Raw genomic sequence first — 15,946 nt, forward strand, 5'->3', positions numbered from 1 at the left:
TTCGCTCCTTAGAGTACTTCTGGTGCCAGAGAGATGATTTTCATAAACTTCTCAGAACGAAGTTCACGAGTTACCGGCCCAAAAATACGCGTACCGATAGGCTGCTCGCTGTTGTTGTTCAGAAGAACACAAGCATTGCCATCGAAGCGAACGACAGAACCGTCAGGGCGACGAACACCCTTCTTGGTGCGCACCACTACCGCCTTCAGCACATCACCTTTCTTAACTTTACCGCGCGGAATTGCTTCCTTGATGGTAATTTTGATGATGTCGCCGACGCCTGCGTAGCGACGGTGCGAGCCACCCAGAACCTTGATACACATTACGCGACGCGCGCCGGAGTTGTCGGCGACGTTCAGCATAGTCTGTTCTTGGATCATTTCAGTGCTCCGCTAATGTCAACTACTACTTCGGGACCTAACTTTCAGGTCGTTAAAAATCCCCATAATCGAGGGCGCGGCATTATAACACCGCTCACAGGATATGGGTAGAAAAAATAAACGGCTCATCGCTGAGCCGTTTATTCTGTTAGAGAGCGCTACTCTATTACAGAACCGCTTTCTCTACAACGCGAACCAGCGTCCAGGACTTAGTCTTGGACAGCGGACGGCATTCGCGGATTTCAACCACGTCACCGATACCGCATTCGTTGTTCTCGTCATGTACGTGCAGTTTGGTCGTACGCTTAATGAATTTACCGTAGATCGGGTGTTTCACAAAACGCTCGATGGCAACAACAATGGATTTCTCCATTTTGTCGCTAACAACGCGACCTTGCAGAGTACGGATTTTATCGGTCATTACGCACCCGCCTTCTCAGTCAGTAAAGTCTTAACGCGTGCGACATCACGACGCACTTGCTTCAACAGGTGAGTCTGTTGCAGCTGGCCACTTGCAGCCTGCATACGCAGGTTGAACTGCTCGCGCAGCAGGTTAAGCAGCTCGGTGTTCAGCTCTTCAACACTCTTCTCACGCAGCTCTTTTGCTTTCATTACATCACCGTCTTAGTTACAAAGGTGGTTTTAATCGGCAGTTTCGCTGCTGCCAGCTTGAATGCTTCACGGGCCAGCTCTTCCGGCACACCGTCCATTTCGTACAGGACTTTACCCGGCTGAATCAAGGCAACCCAATACTCCACGTTACCTTTACCTTTACCCATACGCACTTCCAGCGGCTTTTCGGTGATCGGTTTGTCCGGGAATACACGGATCCAGATCTTACCCTGACGCTTAACTGCACGGGTCATTGCACGACGTGCTGCTTCGATCTGACGGGCAGTCAGACGACCACGGCCAACAGCTTTAAGACCGTAAGTGCCGAAGCTAACATCCGTACCCTGCGCCAGACCACGGTTGCGGCCTTTGTGCACTTTACGGAATTTTGTACGCTTTGGTTGTAACATCAGCGACGCTCCTTATTTACGGCCTTTACGCTGCTGCTTTTTCGGTTGAGCAGCCGGTTTTTCCGGTTGTTCAACAGCAGCCATACCACCAAGGATCTCACCTTTGAAGATCCACACTTTAACGCCGATTACACCGTAAGTGGTGTGCGCTTCGGAGGTGTTGTAGTCGATGTCAGCGCGCAGAGTGTGCAGCGGAACGCGACCTTCACGGTACCATTCGGTACGTGCGATCTCAGCGCCGCCCAGACGGCCGCTAACTTCAACTTTGATACCTTTAGCGCCCAGACGCATGGCGTTCTGTACAGCACGCTTCATAGCACGACGGAACATAACACGACGTTCCAGCTGAGAAGTGATGCTGTCAGCAACCAGTTTTGCGTCCAGTTCAGGTTTACGAACTTCGGCGATATTGATCTGTGCAGGCACGCCAGCGATGTCCGCTACGCCCTTACGCAGTTTTTCAACGTCTTCACCTTTCTTACCGATAACGATACCCGGGCGAGCAGTGTGAATAGTCACACGAATGCTCTTAGCCGGACGCTCGATAACGATACGAGATACAGACGCTTTAGCCAGTTCCTTGTTCAGGTACTGACGAACTTTAAAGTCGCTGTCCAGGTTGTCAGCGAATTCTTTGGTGTTCGCGAACCAGGTAGAGTTCCATGGTTTGACAATACCCAGGCGAATACCATTAGGATGTACTTTCTGACCCATTGCTAGTCTCCAGAGTCTCAGCGATCGGACACAACCACAGTGATGTGGCTGGTGCGCTTCAGAATGCGATCTGCACGACCTTTCGCACGCGGCATAATGCGTTTCATGCTCGGGCCTTCGTCTACGAAAATTTTCGTGACTTTCAGATCGTCAATGTCAGCGCCATCGTTGTGTTCAGCGTTAGCAATGGCAGATTCCAGGACTTTCTTAACCAATACAGCCGCTTTCTTATTGGTGTAGGTCAGAATATCCAGAGCCTGCGACACTTTCTTACCGCGAATCAGGTCAGCCACGAGGCGAACCTTCTGAGCAGAAGAACGAGCATGGCGATGTTTAGCGATAGTTTCCATCTCTTCCTCCTACTTATTTCTTCTTGGCTTTTTTATCAGCCGCGTGACCGCGATAAGTACGGGTCGGTGCGAATTCACCCAGTTTGTGACCGACCATTTCGTCGGAAACAAAGACTGGAACGTGCTGACGACCATTATGGACAGCGATGGTCAAACCGATCATGTTTGGAAAGATCGTTGAACGACGGGACCAAGTGCGCAGGGGCTTCTTGTCACCGCTTTCCACCGCTTTCTCTACCTTCTTCAGCAAGTGCAGGTCAATAAAAGGACCTTTCTTGAGAGAACGTGGCATGGCTTATCCTCTAAAATTATTTGCTACGGCGACGTACGATGAATTTATCAGTACGCTTGTTGCTGCGGGTCTTCTTACCTTTGGTCTGAACGCCCCACGGAGTTACCGGGTGCTTACCAAAGTTACGACCTTCACCACCACCATGTGGGTGATCTACCGGGTTCATCGCCGTACCGCGAACGGTCGGACGAACACCACGCCAGCGTGCAGCACCTGCTTTACCCAGAACGCGCAGCATATGCTCAGCGTTACCAACTTCGCCCAGAGTCGCGCGGCAGTCAGCTTCCACTTTACGCATTTCGCCAGAACGCAGACGCAGGGTGACATAAGCACCGTCACGAGCAACGATCTGAACATAGGTACCAGCTGAACGTGCCAGCTGACCGCCTTTACCTGGTTTCATTTCTACGTTGTGAACAGTAGAACCAACCGGGATGTTGCGCATCGGCAGGGTGTTACCTGGTTTGATTGCAGCATCAACGCCAGACTGAATCTGGTCGCCAGCTTTCAGGCCTTTCGGGGCCAGGATGTAACGGCGTTCGCCGTCTTTGTACAGAACCAGCGCGATGTTCGCGGAGCGGTTCGGATCGTACTCAAGACGTTCAACAACTGCCGGGATACCGTCTTTGTTGCGTTTGAAGTCAACAATACGGTAGGCCTGTTTGTGACCACCACCGATGTGACGAGTGGTGATACGGCCATTGTTGTTACGACCACCGGATTTGCTGTTTTTTTCCAGCAACGGAGCAAAAGGTTTGCCCTTGTGCAGCTCAGGGTTAACCACTTTAACAACGTGGCGACGACCCGGAGATGTCGGTTTACATTTAACAACTGCCATTGTATTACTCCTCCGACTTACTCAGCGCCGCCGATGAAGTCCAGATTCTGGCCTTCTTTCAGGGTGACGTAAGCTTTTTTCCAGTCGCTACGACGACCGATACGCTGTCCGTGACGTTTAACTTTCCCTTTAACAACCAGGGTGTTAACGACTTCGACTTCGACTTCAAACAGTTTCTGCACAGCAGCTTTGATTTCTGCTTTAGTCGCGTCTTTAGCAACTTTGAGAACGATGGTGTTGGTTTTTTCCATCGCAGTAGACGCTTTTTCAGAAACGTGCGGTGCGCGCAGCACCTTCAGCAGACGTTCTTCACGAATCATGCCAGCATCTCCTCAACTTGCTTAACAGCATCAGCAGTCATTACGACTTTGTCGAAGGCGATCAGGCTAACCGGGTCGATACCTGTAGCATCGCGTACGTCAACCTTGTGCAGGTTACGTGCGGCCAGGAACAGGTTTTCGTCCAGCTCACCGGTGATGATCAGCACATCTTCCAGAGCCATGTCTTTCAGTTTCTGTGCCAGCAGCTTGGTTTTCGGCGCTTCTACAGAGAACTTCTCGACAACGATCAGACGATCCTGACGTACCAGTTCGGACAGAATGCTTTTCAGCGCGCCGCGGTACATCTTTTTGTTAACTTTTTGACTGTGGTCCTGCGGACGCGCAGCGAAGGTCACGCCACCAGAGCGCCAGATCGGGCTCTTGATAGAACCAGAACGCGCACGGCCGGTGCCTTTCTGGCGCCACGGTTTTTTACCGGAGCCAGTTACTTCAGCACGGGTCTTCTGAGCACGAGTACCCTGACGAGCACCAGCTGCGTAAGCAACTACAACCTGGTGTACCAGCGCTTCGTTGAAATCACGACCGAAGGTAGTTTCGGAAACAGTCAGCGCGCTCTGCGCGTCTTTCAGTACTAATTCCATTGCTATCTCCTCACGCCTTCACAGCTGGTTTAACGATCAGGTCGCTACCGGTTGCACCCGGGACAGCACCTTTAACCAGCAGCAGGTTGCGCTCAGCGTCAACACGTACTACGTCCAGGCTCTGAACAGTTACACGTTCGTTACCCAGCTGACCTGCCATTTTCTTGCCTTTGAACACTTTGCCCGGAGTCTGGTTCTGACCGATAGAACCCGGAACGCGGTGAGACAAGGAGTTACCGTGGGTAGCGTCCTGGGTACGGAAGTTCCAGCGCTTAACGGTACCGGCGAAACCTTTACCTTTAGAGGTGCCAGTTACGTCGACTTTTTTAACTTCAGCAAACAGCTCAACGCTAATGCTCTGACCTACAGTGAATTCTTCGCCATCAGCGAGACGGAATTCCCACAGACCACGGCCAGCTTCTACGCCAGCTTTAGCGAAGTGACCCGCTTCCGGCTTAGTTACGCGGTTAGCTTTTTTAGCACCGGTGGTAACCTGCACAGCGCGGTAGCCGTCGTTAGCCAGGTCTTTAACCTGAGTAACGCGGTTTGCTTCAACTTCGATTACGGTTACTGGGATAGAAACGCCTTCTTCAGTGAAGATGCGGGTCATACCCACTTTTTTACCGACTAAACCAATCATTGTTTCAACCTCTCAATCGCTCAATGACCTGATTAACCCAGGCTGATCTGCACGTCTACACCGGCAGCCAGATCCAGACGCATCAGAGCATCAACGGTTTTCTCGGTTGGCTCAACGATGTCAACCAGACGCTTGTGAGTGCGGATTTCGTACTGATCGCGCGCGTCTTTGTTAACGTGCGGGGAGATCAGAACAGTAAAGCGCTCTTTGCGGGTCGGCAGCGGGATCGGACCACGGACTTGCGCACCAGTGCGCTTAGCAGTCTCGACGATTTCCGCGGTTGATTGATCGATCAGACGATGATCAAACGCTTTCAGGCGGATACGGATTCTTTGGTTCTGCATGAGACCAGAGCTCCAATTATTTTATAGACGAAAATGATTACTCCTCGTACCCATTACGATTGATGGGAGAGTGTAATCGTTCTTACGTAGCTCCCCGATTGGGAGCATTGTTTGATAGCCAAACGGCAGCTATCAGGGTTCATATCGAACCAGCCGTCATTAACGACAGCCCGCGCATTATACGTAAATCTGACGCCGACGCAAGCGCTGATTAGAAATTAAACATTCTTCCGCGCTGCCTCGCATTCTTATGTAACGCCTGTATGCCCTGAATTGTTTTACTGGAAAACCATACGCATTGATGAAAGAAGACGGTTGTACTGCGTTGTGCAAAGCGTATTTTGCGAGTTCTTAAGTGAGGGTACTACTGCAGGGGAGAAAAATGTTAACGATATGGATATTGGGATATGTGCTGCTTAACGCCGTGCTCATGGTAAGGGATATGCGTGATGGTCTGTTACCTGACAGCCTCACCTGTCCCCTCCTCTGGCTAGGCCTTTCTTATCATCTTATTTTTCACCCGCAACGTCTGGCGGATGCTGTTACTGGTGCGCTGGCCGGATACGTTTCATTATGGTTGTTCTACTGGGCCTACCGCTGGCTGCGCGGGCATGAAGGGCTGGGATATGGCGATCTAAAATTTCTGGGGGCGTTGGGCGCCTGGCACGGGTGGCAAATGCTTGGCCTGCTGCTCGTTATCGCGTCTGTACTTGGGCTTATTGCCGCCGTGCTGCTTCACCATACAAACGGAAAGGTTCTTTTACGTAAAACCCCGCTACCTTTTGGGCCGTTCCTGGCGATAGCGGGATTGGTGTGCGGTGGCGCCATGTTCCAGATAGAGAATCTGTGAACGTTAGCTTTGCTCTTTAATCTGGGACTGAATGTAATTCTGCAGACCAATTTTACCGATAAGATCCAGCTCGGTTTCCAGCCAGTCGATATGGTGCTCTTCATCTTCCAGGATTTTGATCATGATATCCCGGCTGACGTAGTCATGAATCGAGTCTGCATAGGCGATCGCTTCACGCAGATCTTTTGCCCCTTCCATCTCAAGCGTGAGATCGGAGCGCAGCATTTCTTCTACATCTTCGCCTATGTGTAACTTGCCCAGATCCTGCAAGTTGGGGATACCTTCAAGGAATAAGATACGCTCGATATAAATATCGGCGTGCTTCATCTCATCAATGGACTCGTGATACTCAACATCGTTGAGGCGCATCAGGCCCCAGTTTTTGAACATTCTCGCATGGAGAAAGTATTGATTGATTGCGACAAGCTCGTTTCCCAATAATTTATTGAGATAATTTATTATCTTGATATCACCTTTCATTTTGTTTCCCTCCGCTTCCACTACATGAAGCGTAGATGGGCTGGCGAGGAAGTCAAAATCTCAGGTTATGCAATTTCCTGGTATTCCGGTATTTGCATGAGCTCGTCTTGCATAATTTCACGCGCCGCACGGACACATTTACCGCACTGATTCCCGATCGGCATAAATTTACGCAACTGCTGGAAGGACTGAGGATGGTGCTGGCGTACCGCCTGCCGTATTTTTTTATCGCTGATGCCATTACACAAACAAACGTACATGATAACTCCCGTTCAGTTTATGCACAGAGTGTAAATGAGAATGGTTATGATTACAACGAGGCCTGAACGGACTTTTATCTGGTAAGAAGCATTTAATGCGTGGAAAAATAGCAGCCAGGCTACTTTCCCTTATAAAACAAAAAGGGCGCCGAAGCGCCCTTTTCAGCTCTTAAGCAATTAGCCCAGAACTTTAGCAACCACGCCCGCGCCAACGGTACGGCCGCCTTCGCGGATTGCGAAACGCAGACCGTCGTCCATCGCGATCGGGTGGATCAGGGTAACAACCATTTTGATGTTGTCGCCCGGCATTACCATCTCTACGCCTTCCGGCAGTTCGATGGTGCCAGTCACGTCAGTCGTACGGAAGTAGAACTGCGGACGGTAGCCTTTGAAGAACGGAGTGTGACGGCCGCCTTCGTCTTTGGACAGAATGTACACTTCAGATTCGAACTTGGTGTGCGGCTTGATGGAGCCCGGCTTGGCCAGTACCTGACCACGTTCGATTTCTTCACGTTTGATACCACGCAGCAGAACACCTACGTTCTCGCCCGCACGGCCTTCGTCCAGCAGTTTGCGGAACATTTCAACGCCGGTACAGGTGGATTTCGCGGTGTCTTTGATACCCACGATTTCAACTTCTTCACCCACCTTGATGATACCGCGCTCTACACGACCGGTAACAACGGTACCACGACCGGAGATGGAGAATACGTCTTCGATCGGCAGCAGGAACGGCTTGTCAATCGCGCGCTCCGGTTCCGGGATGTAGGAATCCAGGTGACCAGCCAGCTCGATGATTTTCGCTTCCCACTCTGCGTCGCCTTCCAGCGCTTTCAGAGCAGAGCCACGAACGATCGGGGTGTCGTCGCCCGGGAAGTCGTACTGAGACAGCAGCTCACGCACTTCCATCTCAACCAGTTCCAGCAGCTCTTCGTCATCAACCATGTCACATTTGTTCAGGAACACGATGATGTACGGAACGCCTACCTGACGACCCAGCAGGATGTGCTCACGGGTCTGCGGCATCGGGCCGTCAGTCGCAGCAACAACCAGGATAGCGCCGTCCATCTGAGCAGCACCGGTGATCATGTTTTTCACATAGTCGGCGTGGCCCGGGCAGTCAACGTGCGCGTAGTGGCGAGTCGGGGTGTCGTATTCAACGTGAGAGGTGTTGATGGTGATACCACGAGCTTTTTCTTCCGGCGCGTTATCAATCTGGTCGAATGCACGAGCAGAACCACCGTAGGTTTTCGCCAGAACGGTAGTGATGGCAGCAGTCAGGGTAGTTTTACCATGGTCAACGTGGCCGATAGTACCGACGTTGACGTGCGGTTTTGTACGTTCAAATTTTTCTTTAGACACGGCTATATTCCTTACTATAGTGCCCCCTCGCCGAGAGGGCACGGGACTTTGGTTTTAACCCTGCGGCTTATTTGCCACGGGCTTCGATAACGGCCTGAGCAACGTTGTTCGGCGCATCATCATACTTCAGGAATTCCATAGTGTATGATGCACGACCTTTGGTCAGAGAACGCAGCTGAGTTGCATATCCGAACATTTCAGACAGCGGAACTTCAGCGTGGATCTTAACGCCAGTTACTTCGGATTCCTGACCACGCAGCATACCGCGACGACGGCTCAAGTCACCGATAACGTCACCAGTGTTCTCTTCCGGAGTTTCTACTTCAACCTTCATGATCGGCTCAAGCAGAACTGGTTTTGCTTTCTTAAAGCCTTCTTTAAAGGCGATAGAAGCTGCCAGTTTAAACGCCAGTTCAGAGGAGTCAACGTCGTGGTAAGAACCGAAATGCAGACGAACACCCATGTCAACAACCGGGTAACCAGCCAGCGGACCAGACTTCAGCTGCTCCTGGATGCCTTTATCAACGGCCGGGATGTATTCGCCAGGAATTACACCGCCTTTGATGTCGTTGATGAACTCGTAGCCTTTCGGGTTTGAGCCCGGCTCCAGCGGGTACATGTCGATAACAACATGACCGTACTGACCGCGACCACCAGACTGCTTGGCGTGTTTACCTTCAACATCGGTAACTTTCGCGCGAATCGCTTCGCGGTAAGCAACCTGAGGTTTACCGACGTTCGCTTCAACGTTGAATTCACGTTTCATACGGTCAACGATGATGTCGAGGTGCAGTTCACCCATACCCGCGATGATGGTCTGGTTAGATTCTTCGTCAGTCCATACGCGGAATGACGGGTCTTCTTTAGCCAGACGGCCCAGAGCCAGACCCATTTTTTCCTGGTCAGCTTTGGTTTTCGGTTCAACCGCGATAGAGATTACCGGCTCAGGGAACTCCATGCGCTCCAGAATAATCGGGTGATCCGGGTTACACAGCGTGTCACCGGTGGTCACGTCTTTCAGACCGATAGCCGCAGCGATGTCGCCTGCGCGAACTTCTTTGATCTCTTCACGTTTGTTAGCGTGCATCTGTACGATACGGCCGAAACGCTCACGTGCGGATTTCACGGAGTTCAGGATGGTATCGCCAGAGTTAACCACGCCAGAGTACACGCGGAAGAACGTCAGGTTACCAACAAACGGGTCGGTAGCGATTTTGAACGCCAGTGCGGAGAACGGCTCTTCATCGCTAGCGTGACGCTCAGCCGGAGTATCTTTACCGTCGTCCAGGATACCGTTGATCGCAGGTACGTCAACCGGGGATGGCAGGTAATCAATTACCGCATCCAGCATCGCCTGTACGCCTTTGTTTTTGAACGCAGAACCGCAGGTTACCAGGATGATTTCGTTGTTCAGAACGCGCTGACGCAGAGCTTTTTTGATCTCTTCTTCAGTCAGTTCTTCACCGCCCAGGTATTTCTCCATCAGCTCTTCAGAAGCTTCAGCAGCGGATTCGATCAGGTTCTGGTGCCATTCGTCAGCCAGGTCCTGCATGTCAGCCGGGATATCTTCGTATTCGAAGGTTACGCCCTGGTCTGCATCGTTCCAGTTGATGGCTTTCATTTTCACCAGGTCAACAACACCGGTGAAACCTTCTTCAGCGCCAATCGCCAGCTGCAGCGGAACCGGGTTCGCGCCCAGACGGGATTTGATCTGACCAACAACTTTCAGGAAGTTCGCGCCCATGCGGTCCATTTTGTTAACGAACGCAATACGCGGAACTTTGTATTTGTTTGCCTGACGCCATACGGTTTCAGACTGCGGCTGAACACCACCAACTGCGCAGTAAACCATTACCGCACCGTCAAGGACACGCATGGAACGTTCTACTTCGATGGTGAAGTCAACGTGCCCCGGGGTGTCGATGATGTTGATACGGTGCGGTTCATACTGCTTAGCCATACCAGACCAGAATGCGGTAGTCGCAGCGGAGGTAATGGTAATACCACGCTCCTGCTCCTGCTCCATCCAGTCCATAGTTGCGGCGCCGTCATGAACTTCACCGATTTTGTGGTTTACACCGGTGTAGAACAGAATACGTTCGGTAGTAGTGGTTTTACCGGCGTCGATGTGCGCACTGATACCGATGTTACGGTAGCGTGCAATAGGTGTTGTACGAGCCATTTGATTCCTCTATTGCCTTAGGCGTTCAGGATAAGTTACCCAGAGCGGGCGGCTTACCTGAAGCGCCCGTCTGGTGACTAACATGCCGCAGGGATTACCAGCGGTAGTGTGCGAACGCCTTGTTGGCTTCTGCCATACGGTGAACGTCTTCACGTTTCTTAACTGCAGTACCTTTGTTGTCTGCAGCATCAGAAAGTTCGTTCGCCAGGCGCAGAGCCATGGATTTATCACCGCGTTTACGAGCAGCTTCAACGATCCAACGCATTGCCAGAGCATTGCGGCGAACCGGACGGACTTCAACCGGAACCTGGTAGGTAGAACCACCAACGCGGCGAGACTTAACTTCTACAGTCGGGCGCACGTTTTCGAGAGCGACTTCGAAAGCTTCCAGTTCAGATTTACCAGAACGCTGAGCCAGGGTCTCCAGCGCGCTGTATACGATTGATTCTGCAGTAGATTTTTTACCATCTACCATCAGGATATTGACAAATTTAGCCAGCAGTTCTGATCCAAACTTCGGATCCGGCAGAATTTTACGCTGACCAATGACGCGACGACGTGGCATGGAAATACTCCGTTGTTAATTCAGGATTGTCCAAAACTCTACGAGTTTAGTTTGACATTAAAGTTAAAACGTTTGGCCTTACTTAACGGAGAACCATTAAGCCTTAGGACGCTTCACGCCATACTTGGAGCGAGCCTGCTTACGGTCTTTAACGCCGGAGCAGTCAAGCGCGCCACGCACGGTGTGGTAACGAACACCCGGAAGGTCTTTAACACGACCGCCACGGATCAGGATCACGGAGTGCTCCTGCAGGTTGTGACCTTCACCACCAATGTAGGAAGTCACTTCAAAACCGTTAGTCAGACGAACACGGCATACTTTACGCAGTGCGGAGTTCGGTTTTTTCGGAGTGGTGGTATATACACGGGTACATACACCACGTTTTTGCGGGCAAGCTTCCAGCGCCGGCACGTTGCTCTTAGCAACTTTGCGAGCGCGAGGTTTGCGAACCAGCTGGTTAACTGTTGCCATTAAATAGCTCCTGGTTTTATAGCTTTTGCTTCGTAAACACGTAATAAATCGCCCTCATATAATATGAGGACGCGGAATTTTAGGGCTGTGCTTTAAGGGTGTCAAGAAATATACAGCGTTTGCACGTTACCAGGCCATCTGGCTTGCGTGCTTGACGGTAAGTTTGACGAACTCATTATAGCTAATCGTGTCGATGCTGCTCGAAATTTGAGCGGAAAGACCTCTGGCCTCCACATCGTTGTGTAAGGCGGCAACCCGGGCGGGCGACGCCAGCAGCGCGGCGAGATAGCGGCTGTCGTTAAGCGCAGCGACCACGCCGTCCTGCATCAGAAGAAGATCGTCGCCAGGAGATACAAGGCGCAGCAGCGCGTGGATGTCGGACTGCCAGGGCGAGCGAGAAAGCGTATACAGCATGGCGTTCCTTAAAAAGTCAGCACGACGTCGTAATCGTTGAGGCGTTCGCGCAGCGCGCCGGCGTCCAGCGCCTCGACATCAATCACAAACGCGTGTTCTTCGCTAAGCCCGCGCTCCCGCAGCGATTCCCGACAGATATAACAGCGCTCAATATCGTATAACGGCAGCACTTTAAACGTAGCGATATAGTCGCGGCTGAGGATTGCCTGAGGATTCTGGCCTGTCAGAATCTGAAAAACGCCGTCGCTGAGAAAAAAGACGCCAATCTCTTCCGTTAACGCGGACATCGCCAGCAGCGCATCGAGTCCCTCACGGCCCGCCGCGGTGCCATGGGGCGCCTGGGTAAAGACAAAAGCCACCTGTTTCATTAAAACTCTACCATTCTGTCACAGGTCAGCGCGGCTTCGGCCAGCGCGCCCAGACCGCTCAGCTGAAACCCCGGCTGAAGGTTCGCGCCAGGGAGCCCCTGCGTTCGCGCTTCATTTTCATCCGTTACGCCGCGTCGCAGCGCGGCCGCCACACAAATGTGCAGCGCGACGCCGTTTTCATCGTGCAACTGTTTCCAGGCGCGCACCAGATCGAACTCATCGCTCGCGGGCGATGTGAGCTGATTAGCGTTATAGACCCCTTCCCGATAAAAAAAGACGCTCTCAAGGCTATGGCCTTCCGCCAGTAACGCTTTCGCAAATTGTAAGGCGCTGCTCGCCTGTTGCGTGCCATAGGCCGGGCCGGTAACCATCAGGGCAAAGCGCATTAACGTTCATGCCCCTGGAAATCGCCGTTTTTAAACTGGCGGATGTACAGGTACACCGTGTGCTTGGAGATATTCAGCCGGTCAGCCACCTGATTAATCGCGTCTTTAATATCAAAAATGCCTTTCTCGTAGAGGTTGAGGACGATCTGACGGTTCTTGGCGTTATTCGAGACGTTGCGGTCCGCGTTAACCTCTTCAATGGTGAACTCCAGCGTCTGGGTCACCAGGTCTTCAACGGACGACGCAAAGTTTACGGAAGACGGCACTTCCTGCGTTTCCGGCGGCACAAAGGTGCTCATAATCTGGGAGAATGGCACATCGAGGTTCATATTGATGCACAGGAGGCCTATCACGCGGTGCTCCCGGTTACGGATGGCGATAGTCACCGATTTCATCAGCACGCCGCTTTTCGCGCGGGTGAAATAACACTTCGACACGCTACTGTCAGCGCCAGTCATATCGTGCAGCATACGCAGCGCCAGGTCGGTAATCGGCGAGCCGATTTTACGCCCCGTATGTTCGCCGTTGGCGATGCGGATGGCCGAGCATTTCAGATCCTGCAGGGAATGCAGCACAATTTCACAGTGGGAGCCGATGAGCATCGCTAACCCGTCCACGACCGCTTCATAGGAGCGTAAAATATCAAAGTCGGTCTGTTCGAAAGGACGCTGATCCAGCAGATCGAGTTCGCTGGCCTCATTGGTTAATAGCGAATTGGACATGAAAACATACCACCCTTTACAGCGAGCCTGTCGTCTCTCAAGGTCTGGGCAGACTCATCATTCAGTTGTTACGTAACTCGCTAAAGTAATACAGCGGGCGCAACACTAGCCAGCTTTTATTATACGTGGCCTGGATAAAAAAAACCGCCGCCCGGAGGCGGCGGTCTGCGAAGCGTTACTTCGCTTTGGCGGCGTCGTCCGCTTTATCGCCTGCGGCGGCCTTCGGCGCGGCGTCTGCTTTCGCCGCCGGATTGATATCCAGCAGCTCTACGTCAAACACCAGAGTGGAGTTAGCCGGAATACCCGGAACGCCGTTTTTGCCGTAAGCCAGCTCAGGCGGGATGACCAGCTTGATTTTGCCGCCTTTCTTGATGTTTTTCAGGCCTTCGGTCCAGCCCGGGATCACACCGTCAAGACGGAAAGAGAGCGGCTCGCCGCGTTTGTAAGAGTTGTCGAACTCCTGACCGTCGATAAGCGTGCCTTTGTAGTTAACCACAACGGTGTCGCTCTCTTTCGGCGCAGCGCCGGTGCCTTCTTTCTCTACTTTATACAGCAGGCCGGTAGAAGAGGTCTTCACGCCTTTCTCTTTGGCGAACTTGTCACGGAAGGCTTTGCCTTTCGTTTCGTTTTCAGTCGCGTCTTTCTCGACTTTCGCCTGAGCGGCGCCTTTCACGCGAGTTTCGAAAGCCTGCAGAGTCTGCTCGATTTCCTGGTCAGAGAGTTTGCTCTTATCGGCAAACGCGTCCTGGACACCAGCGATCAGCTGGTTTTTATCCAGTTTGATGCCCAGTTTCTCTTGCTCTTTCAGGGAGTTTTCCATGTAACGGCCCAGCGAAGCACCCAGCGCGTAAGCCGATTTCTGATCGTCGTTCTGGAATGCGGCTTTGCTGTCAGCGGCAGCAGTATTATTCTGCTGCTGCGCGGCTGGCGCAGCAAAAGTCAGGGGCGCGTTGAACGCCACAGCCATCGTGGTCGCCAGCAACGTTACTTTAAACAGTGATTTCATCCATTATCTCCAGGGTTGGGGCCTCTCACCCCAGGGTTATCTTAAAAACGAAAGTCGTACTATAAAACGTCACAGCGGAAATCAACATAACCACTTTTCCGTTTCGGGCGTTATTTCAGACTTAATTTGTTTAAATAAGTTTCTTTCTGATGAAGCAACCCGGCAGAATCCGGAAAAGTTGCGTAGAATCGCGACGCAAAGGGGGAAACATCATGCAAAACGAATCGACTGAACACCGCATCGCTGAGCTGGAAAGCCGGCTGGCGTTCCAGGAAACCACCATTGAGGACTTAAACGCCGCCATCACAAAGCATGAGCTGGAGCTGGCGAAGATGCGCGAACAGCTCAAAATTATGGTGGAGAAAATCAAAGCCTCGCAGCCGTCAATGATCGCATCGCAGGCGGAAGAAACGCCGCCGCCGCATTACTGACAGGTAAACCGCGGGCAGTAAAAAGGGGCGCCGGAGCGCCCCTTTTTTATCAGGCTTAGTGGCAACCGCAGCCGCCGTTACCGCAACCGCCTTTACCGTGCTCGTGGTCGTGGCTATGGCCGTGACCGCCGCAGCAACCGTCGTGATCGTGGTCATGATCGTGGTCGTGATGATGACCGTTCGCGCCGTGAACGTGGCCATGGGCCAGTTCTTCTTCGGTCGCTTCGCGGATAGCAACAACTTCTACGTTGAAGTTCAGGTTCTGGCCCGCCAGCATGTGGTTGCCGTCAACCACGACATGGTCGTCGCCCACTTCGGTAATTTCTACCGGTACCGGGCCCTGATCGGTTTCCGCCAGGAAACGCATGCCGACCTGCAGCTCATCAACGCCCATGAAGACGTCTTTCGGTACGCGCTGCACCAGGTTTTCATCGTACTGGCCGTAAGCGTCGTTGGCGCCTACGTTCACGTCGAATTTATCGCCAACATCGTGACCTTCCAGCGCAGATTCCAGGCCGGAAATCAGGGAGCCGTGACCATGCAGGTAGTCCAGCGGCGCACTCACCGGAGACTCATCAACCAATACACCGTCTTCTGTACGTACCTGATAGGCCAGGCTGACCACCAGGTCTTTTGCTACTTTCATGATATCTCCTGAGTGAGGAAAAAAGACTGGCGCCGATTGTAGCCCAATTCGGCGCCTGTGTACCCTTTAGCTTAAAGAAACCTGGGGCATCTCGCTAGTCGGGATAAAAAATCCCTATGACTTGCTCATCTTTGCGAACCTTCTCGCGAACTCCTTTATCCGCCTCGCGCATCTGATGCCCGCACTTTACGCACTCGACGATATCGACCTGATTTTCACGCCACATGGCGAGAGAATCCTGCGCCTGGCATTTCGGGCAGACGGCCCCGGCAATAAAACGTTTACGCACAGCCATAGGTTC

At 52.3% G+C, this 15,946-nt stretch carries 27 protein-coding genes; 2 read left to right on the top strand and 25 right to left on the bottom strand.

Going from position 1 to position 15,946, the window contains the following annotated elements; genetic code table 11:
- Positions 1-8: 8 nt before the first annotated feature.
- The 12 genes from rplN to rpsJ form a co-directional block, all read right to left on the bottom strand.
- Positions 9-380 carry a 50S ribosomal protein L14 gene (rplN, locus tag AFK65_RS17920; protein ID WP_004388611.1) on the bottom strand — a complete coding sequence of 124 codons (372 nt, stop codon included), beginning with the start codon at positions 378-380 and terminating at the stop codon, positions 9-11.
- A gap of 166 nt (positions 381-546) precedes the next feature.
- Positions 547-801: a 30S ribosomal protein S17 gene (gene rpsQ / locus AFK65_RS17925; RefSeq protein WP_000130100.1), complete on the bottom strand. Its 255-nt coding sequence runs from the start codon at positions 799-801 to the stop codon at positions 547-549.
- Positions 801-992: a 50S ribosomal protein L29 gene (gene rpmC / locus AFK65_RS17930; RefSeq protein ID WP_004388609.1), complete on the bottom strand. Its 192-nt coding sequence runs from the start codon at positions 990-992 to the stop codon at positions 801-803. Before rpmC ends, rpsQ begins: the two co-directional genes overlap by 1 nt.
- Positions 992-1,402 carry a 50S ribosomal protein L16 gene (rplP, locus tag AFK65_RS17935; RefSeq protein ID WP_004388608.1) on the bottom strand — a complete coding sequence of 137 codons (411 nt, stop codon included), beginning with the start codon at positions 1,400-1,402 and terminating at the stop codon, positions 992-994. Before rplP ends, rpmC begins: the two co-directional genes overlap by 1 nt.
- 12 nt (positions 1,403-1,414) lie before the next feature.
- Positions 1,415-2,116, bottom strand: coding sequence for a 30S ribosomal protein S3 (gene rpsC / locus AFK65_RS17940; protein WP_004388607.1), 702 nt, complete (start codon positions 2,114-2,116; stop codon positions 1,415-1,417).
- Between the two features lie 17 nt (positions 2,117-2,133).
- The gene (gene rplV / locus AFK65_RS17945; RefSeq protein ID WP_000447529.1) at positions 2,134-2,466 is read right to left on the bottom strand and encodes a 50S ribosomal protein L22; all 333 of its coding nucleotides are present in this window, start codon (positions 2,464-2,466) and stop codon (positions 2,134-2,136) included.
- Positions 2,467-2,479: 13 nt separating this feature from the next.
- On the bottom strand, positions 2,480-2,758 hold the full coding sequence (rpsS, locus tag AFK65_RS17950) for a 30S ribosomal protein S19 (protein ID WP_001138115.1): 279 nt from the start codon (positions 2,756-2,758) through the stop codon (positions 2,480-2,482).
- Between the two features lie 16 nt (positions 2,759-2,774).
- Positions 2,775-3,596 carry a 50S ribosomal protein L2 gene (rplB, locus tag AFK65_RS17955; RefSeq protein ID WP_000301864.1) on the bottom strand — a complete coding sequence of 274 codons (822 nt, stop codon included), beginning with the start codon at positions 3,594-3,596 and terminating at the stop codon, positions 2,775-2,777.
- A 17-nt stretch (positions 3,597-3,613) separates the two neighbouring features.
- Entirely contained in the window at positions 3,614-3,916 is a 303-nt protein-coding gene (gene rplW / locus AFK65_RS17960) for a 50S ribosomal protein L23 (protein WP_004388606.1), read from the bottom strand.
- The gene (rplD, locus tag AFK65_RS17965; RefSeq protein WP_000424395.1) at positions 3,913-4,518 is read right to left on the bottom strand and encodes a 50S ribosomal protein L4; all 606 of its coding nucleotides are present in this window, start codon (positions 4,516-4,518) and stop codon (positions 3,913-3,915) included. The genes rplW and rplD overlap by 4 nt, the downstream gene beginning before the upstream one ends.
- A gap of 10 nt (positions 4,519-4,528) precedes the next feature.
- A complete protein-coding gene (rplC, locus tag AFK65_RS17970; RefSeq protein ID WP_007702502.1) occupies positions 4,529-5,158 on the bottom strand; it encodes a 50S ribosomal protein L3 in 630 nt (209 codons plus the stop codon).
- Between the two features lie 32 nt (positions 5,159-5,190).
- Positions 5,191-5,502 (bottom strand): 30S ribosomal protein S10, encoded by a 312-nt coding sequence (gene rpsJ, locus AFK65_RS17975; protein ID WP_001181005.1) that lies wholly within the window; start codon positions 5,500-5,502, stop codon positions 5,191-5,193.
- A 382-nt stretch (positions 5,503-5,884) separates the two neighbouring features.
- Here rpsJ and AFK65_RS17980 point away from each other — a divergent pair, with 382 nt between their 5' ends.
- A complete protein-coding gene (locus tag AFK65_RS17980; protein ID WP_007702506.1) occupies positions 5,885-6,352 on the top strand; it encodes a prepilin peptidase in 468 nt (155 codons plus the stop codon).
- 3 nt (positions 6,353-6,355) lie between these two features.
- On the opposite strand, the gene bfr is transcribed toward AFK65_RS17980, so the two are convergent.
- The 11 genes from bfr to fkpA all read right to left on the bottom strand — a co-directional run bounded on the left by bfr (position 6,356) and on the right by fkpA (position 14,568).
- Positions 6,356-6,832 (bottom strand): bacterioferritin, encoded by a 477-nt coding sequence (bfr, locus tag AFK65_RS17985; protein ID WP_007702509.1) that lies wholly within the window; start codon positions 6,830-6,832, stop codon positions 6,356-6,358.
- Positions 6,833-6,897: 65 nt separating this feature from the next.
- Positions 6,898-7,092 carry a bacterioferritin-associated ferredoxin gene (bfd, locus tag AFK65_RS17990; RefSeq protein WP_007702510.1) on the bottom strand — a complete coding sequence of 65 codons (195 nt, stop codon included), beginning with the start codon at positions 7,090-7,092 and terminating at the stop codon, positions 6,898-6,900.
- Positions 7,093-7,269: 177 nt separating this feature from the next.
- Positions 7,270-8,454, bottom strand: coding sequence for an elongation factor Tu (gene tuf / locus AFK65_RS17995; RefSeq protein WP_007872666.1), 1,185 nt, complete (start codon positions 8,452-8,454; stop codon positions 7,270-7,272).
- 67 nt (positions 8,455-8,521) lie between these two features.
- A complete protein-coding gene (fusA, locus tag AFK65_RS18000; RefSeq protein WP_015742711.1) occupies positions 8,522-10,636 on the bottom strand; it encodes an elongation factor G in 2,115 nt (704 codons plus the stop codon).
- A gap of 94 nt (positions 10,637-10,730) precedes the next feature.
- Entirely contained in the window at positions 10,731-11,201 is a 471-nt protein-coding gene (gene rpsG / locus AFK65_RS18005) for a 30S ribosomal protein S7 (protein WP_001138042.1), read from the bottom strand.
- Positions 11,202-11,297: 96 nt separating this feature from the next.
- Positions 11,298-11,672, bottom strand: coding sequence for a 30S ribosomal protein S12 (gene rpsL / locus AFK65_RS21380; protein ID WP_000246815.1), 375 nt, complete (start codon positions 11,670-11,672; stop codon positions 11,298-11,300).
- 126 nt (positions 11,673-11,798) lie between these two features.
- Positions 11,799-12,086 carry a sulfurtransferase complex subunit TusB gene (gene tusB / locus AFK65_RS18015; RefSeq protein WP_007702514.1) on the bottom strand — a complete coding sequence of 96 codons (288 nt, stop codon included), beginning with the start codon at positions 12,084-12,086 and terminating at the stop codon, positions 11,799-11,801.
- A gap of 8 nt (positions 12,087-12,094) precedes the next feature.
- Entirely contained in the window at positions 12,095-12,454 is a 360-nt protein-coding gene (gene tusC, locus AFK65_RS18020) for a sulfurtransferase complex subunit TusC (protein ID WP_007702520.1), read from the bottom strand.
- Entirely contained in the window at positions 12,454-12,840 is a 387-nt protein-coding gene (gene tusD, locus AFK65_RS18025; protein ID WP_007702523.1) for a sulfurtransferase complex subunit TusD, read from the bottom strand. Before tusD ends, tusC begins: the two co-directional genes overlap by 1 nt.
- The gene (locus tag AFK65_RS18030; RefSeq protein WP_004386612.1) at positions 12,840-13,562 is read right to left on the bottom strand and encodes a helix-turn-helix transcriptional regulator; all 723 of its coding nucleotides are present in this window, start codon (positions 13,560-13,562) and stop codon (positions 12,840-12,842) included. The genes tusD and AFK65_RS18030 overlap by 1 nt, the downstream gene beginning before the upstream one ends.
- 175 nt (positions 13,563-13,737) lie before the next feature.
- Entirely contained in the window at positions 13,738-14,568 is an 831-nt protein-coding gene (gene fkpA, locus AFK65_RS18035; RefSeq protein WP_007702529.1) for an FKBP-type peptidyl-prolyl cis-trans isomerase, read from the bottom strand.
- A 212-nt stretch (positions 14,569-14,780) separates the two neighbouring features.
- On the opposite strand from fkpA, the gene AFK65_RS18040 reads away from it, so the two are divergent.
- Entirely contained in the window at positions 14,781-14,999 is a 219-nt protein-coding gene (locus tag AFK65_RS18040; RefSeq protein ID WP_007702532.1) for a SlyX family protein, read from the top strand.
- A 55-nt stretch (positions 15,000-15,054) separates the two neighbouring features.
- On the opposite strand, the gene slyD is transcribed toward AFK65_RS18040, so the two are convergent.
- Both slyD and AFK65_RS18050 read right to left on the bottom strand, forming a co-directional pair.
- Positions 15,055-15,645 (bottom strand): peptidylprolyl isomerase, encoded by a 591-nt coding sequence (gene slyD / locus AFK65_RS18045; RefSeq protein WP_007702535.1) that lies wholly within the window; start codon positions 15,643-15,645, stop codon positions 15,055-15,057.
- A 94-nt stretch (positions 15,646-15,739) separates the two neighbouring features.
- The gene (locus tag AFK65_RS18050) at positions 15,740-15,940 is read right to left on the bottom strand and encodes a YheV family putative zinc ribbon protein (protein ID WP_007702538.1); all 201 of its coding nucleotides are present in this window, start codon (positions 15,938-15,940) and stop codon (positions 15,740-15,742) included.
- Positions 15,941-15,946: the final 6 nt, after the last annotated feature.

The organism is Cronobacter universalis NCTC 9529 (genome assembly GCF_001277175.1).
Taxonomy (GTDB): Bacteria; Pseudomonadota; Gammaproteobacteria; order Enterobacterales; family Enterobacteriaceae; genus Cronobacter; species Cronobacter universalis.

Excerpts from the sequence above, each read along its gene's own strand:
- rplC (WP_007702502.1), bottom strand. The coding sequence starts at position 5,158 with ATGATTGGTTTAGTCGGTAAAAAAGTGGGTATGACCCGCATCTTCACT.
- bfd (WP_007702510.1), bottom strand. The coding sequence starts at position 7,092 with ATGTACGTTTGTTTGTGTAATGGCATCAGCGATAAAAAAATACGGCAG.
- rpsJ (WP_001181005.1), bottom strand. The coding sequence starts at position 5,502 with ATGCAGAACCAAAGAATCCGTATCCGCCTGAAAGCGTTTGATCATCGT.
- bfr (WP_007702509.1), bottom strand. The coding sequence starts at position 6,832 with ATGAAAGGTGATATCAAGATAATAAATTATCTCAATAAATTATTGGGA.
- rpsS (WP_001138115.1), bottom strand. The coding sequence starts at position 2,758 with ATGCCACGTTCTCTCAAGAAAGGTCCTTTTATTGACCTGCACTTGCTG.
- slyD (WP_007702535.1), bottom strand. The coding sequence starts at position 15,645 with ATGAAAGTAGCAAAAGACCTGGTGGTCAGCCTGGCCTATCAGGTACGT.
- fkpA (WP_007702529.1), bottom strand. The coding sequence starts at position 14,568 with ATGAAATCACTGTTTAAAGTAACGTTGCTGGCGACCACGATGGCTGTG.
- rplW (WP_004388606.1), bottom strand. The coding sequence starts at position 3,916 with ATGATTCGTGAAGAACGTCTGCTGAAGGTGCTGCGCGCACCGCACGTT.
- AFK65_RS18040 (WP_007702532.1), top strand. The coding sequence starts at position 14,781 with ATGCAAAACGAATCGACTGAACACCGCATCGCTGAGCTGGAAAGCCGG.
- rpsQ (WP_000130100.1), bottom strand. The coding sequence starts at position 801 with ATGACCGATAAAATCCGTACTCTGCAAGGTCGCGTTGTTAGCGACAAA.
- tusB (WP_007702514.1), bottom strand. The coding sequence starts at position 12,086 with ATGCTGTATACGCTTTCTCGCTCGCCCTGGCAGTCCGACATCCACGCG.
- AFK65_RS18050 (WP_007702538.1), bottom strand. The coding sequence starts at position 15,940 with ATGGCTGTGCGTAAACGTTTTATTGCCGGGGCCGTCTGCCCGAAATGC.
- rpsG (WP_001138042.1), bottom strand. The coding sequence starts at position 11,201 with ATGCCACGTCGTCGCGTCATTGGTCAGCGTAAAATTCTGCCGGATCCG.
- fusA (WP_015742711.1), bottom strand. The coding sequence starts at position 10,636 with ATGGCTCGTACAACACCTATTGCACGCTACCGTAACATCGGTATCAGT.
- AFK65_RS17980 (WP_007702506.1), top strand. The coding sequence starts at position 5,885 with ATGTTAACGATATGGATATTGGGATATGTGCTGCTTAACGCCGTGCTC.
- AFK65_RS18030 (WP_004386612.1), bottom strand. The coding sequence starts at position 13,562 with ATGTCCAATTCGCTATTAACCAATGAGGCCAGCGAACTCGATCTGCTG.
- rpsL (WP_000246815.1), bottom strand. The coding sequence starts at position 11,672 with ATGGCAACAGTTAACCAGCTGGTTCGCAAACCTCGCGCTCGCAAAGTT.
- tusD (WP_007702523.1), bottom strand. The coding sequence starts at position 12,840 with ATGCGCTTTGCCCTGATGGTTACCGGCCCGGCCTATGGCACGCAACAG.
- rpsC (WP_004388607.1), bottom strand. The coding sequence starts at position 2,116 with ATGGGTCAGAAAGTACATCCTAATGGTATTCGCCTGGGTATTGTCAAA.
- rplP (WP_004388608.1), bottom strand. The coding sequence starts at position 1,402 with ATGTTACAACCAAAGCGTACAAAATTCCGTAAAGTGCACAAAGGCCGC.
- rplN (WP_004388611.1), bottom strand. The coding sequence starts at position 380 with ATGATCCAAGAACAGACTATGCTGAACGTCGCCGACAACTCCGGCGCG.
- rplV (WP_000447529.1), bottom strand. The coding sequence starts at position 2,466 with ATGGAAACTATCGCTAAACATCGCCATGCTCGTTCTTCTGCTCAGAAG.
- rplB (WP_000301864.1), bottom strand. The coding sequence starts at position 3,596 with ATGGCAGTTGTTAAATGTAAACCGACATCTCCGGGTCGTCGCCACGTT.
- tusC (WP_007702520.1), bottom strand. The coding sequence starts at position 12,454 with ATGAAACAGGTGGCTTTTGTCTTTACCCAGGCGCCCCATGGCACCGCG.
- rplD (WP_000424395.1), bottom strand. The coding sequence starts at position 4,518 with ATGGAATTAGTACTGAAAGACGCGCAGAGCGCGCTGACTGTTTCCGAA.
- rpmC (WP_004388609.1), bottom strand. The coding sequence starts at position 992 with ATGAAAGCAAAAGAGCTGCGTGAGAAGAGTGTTGAAGAGCTGAACACC.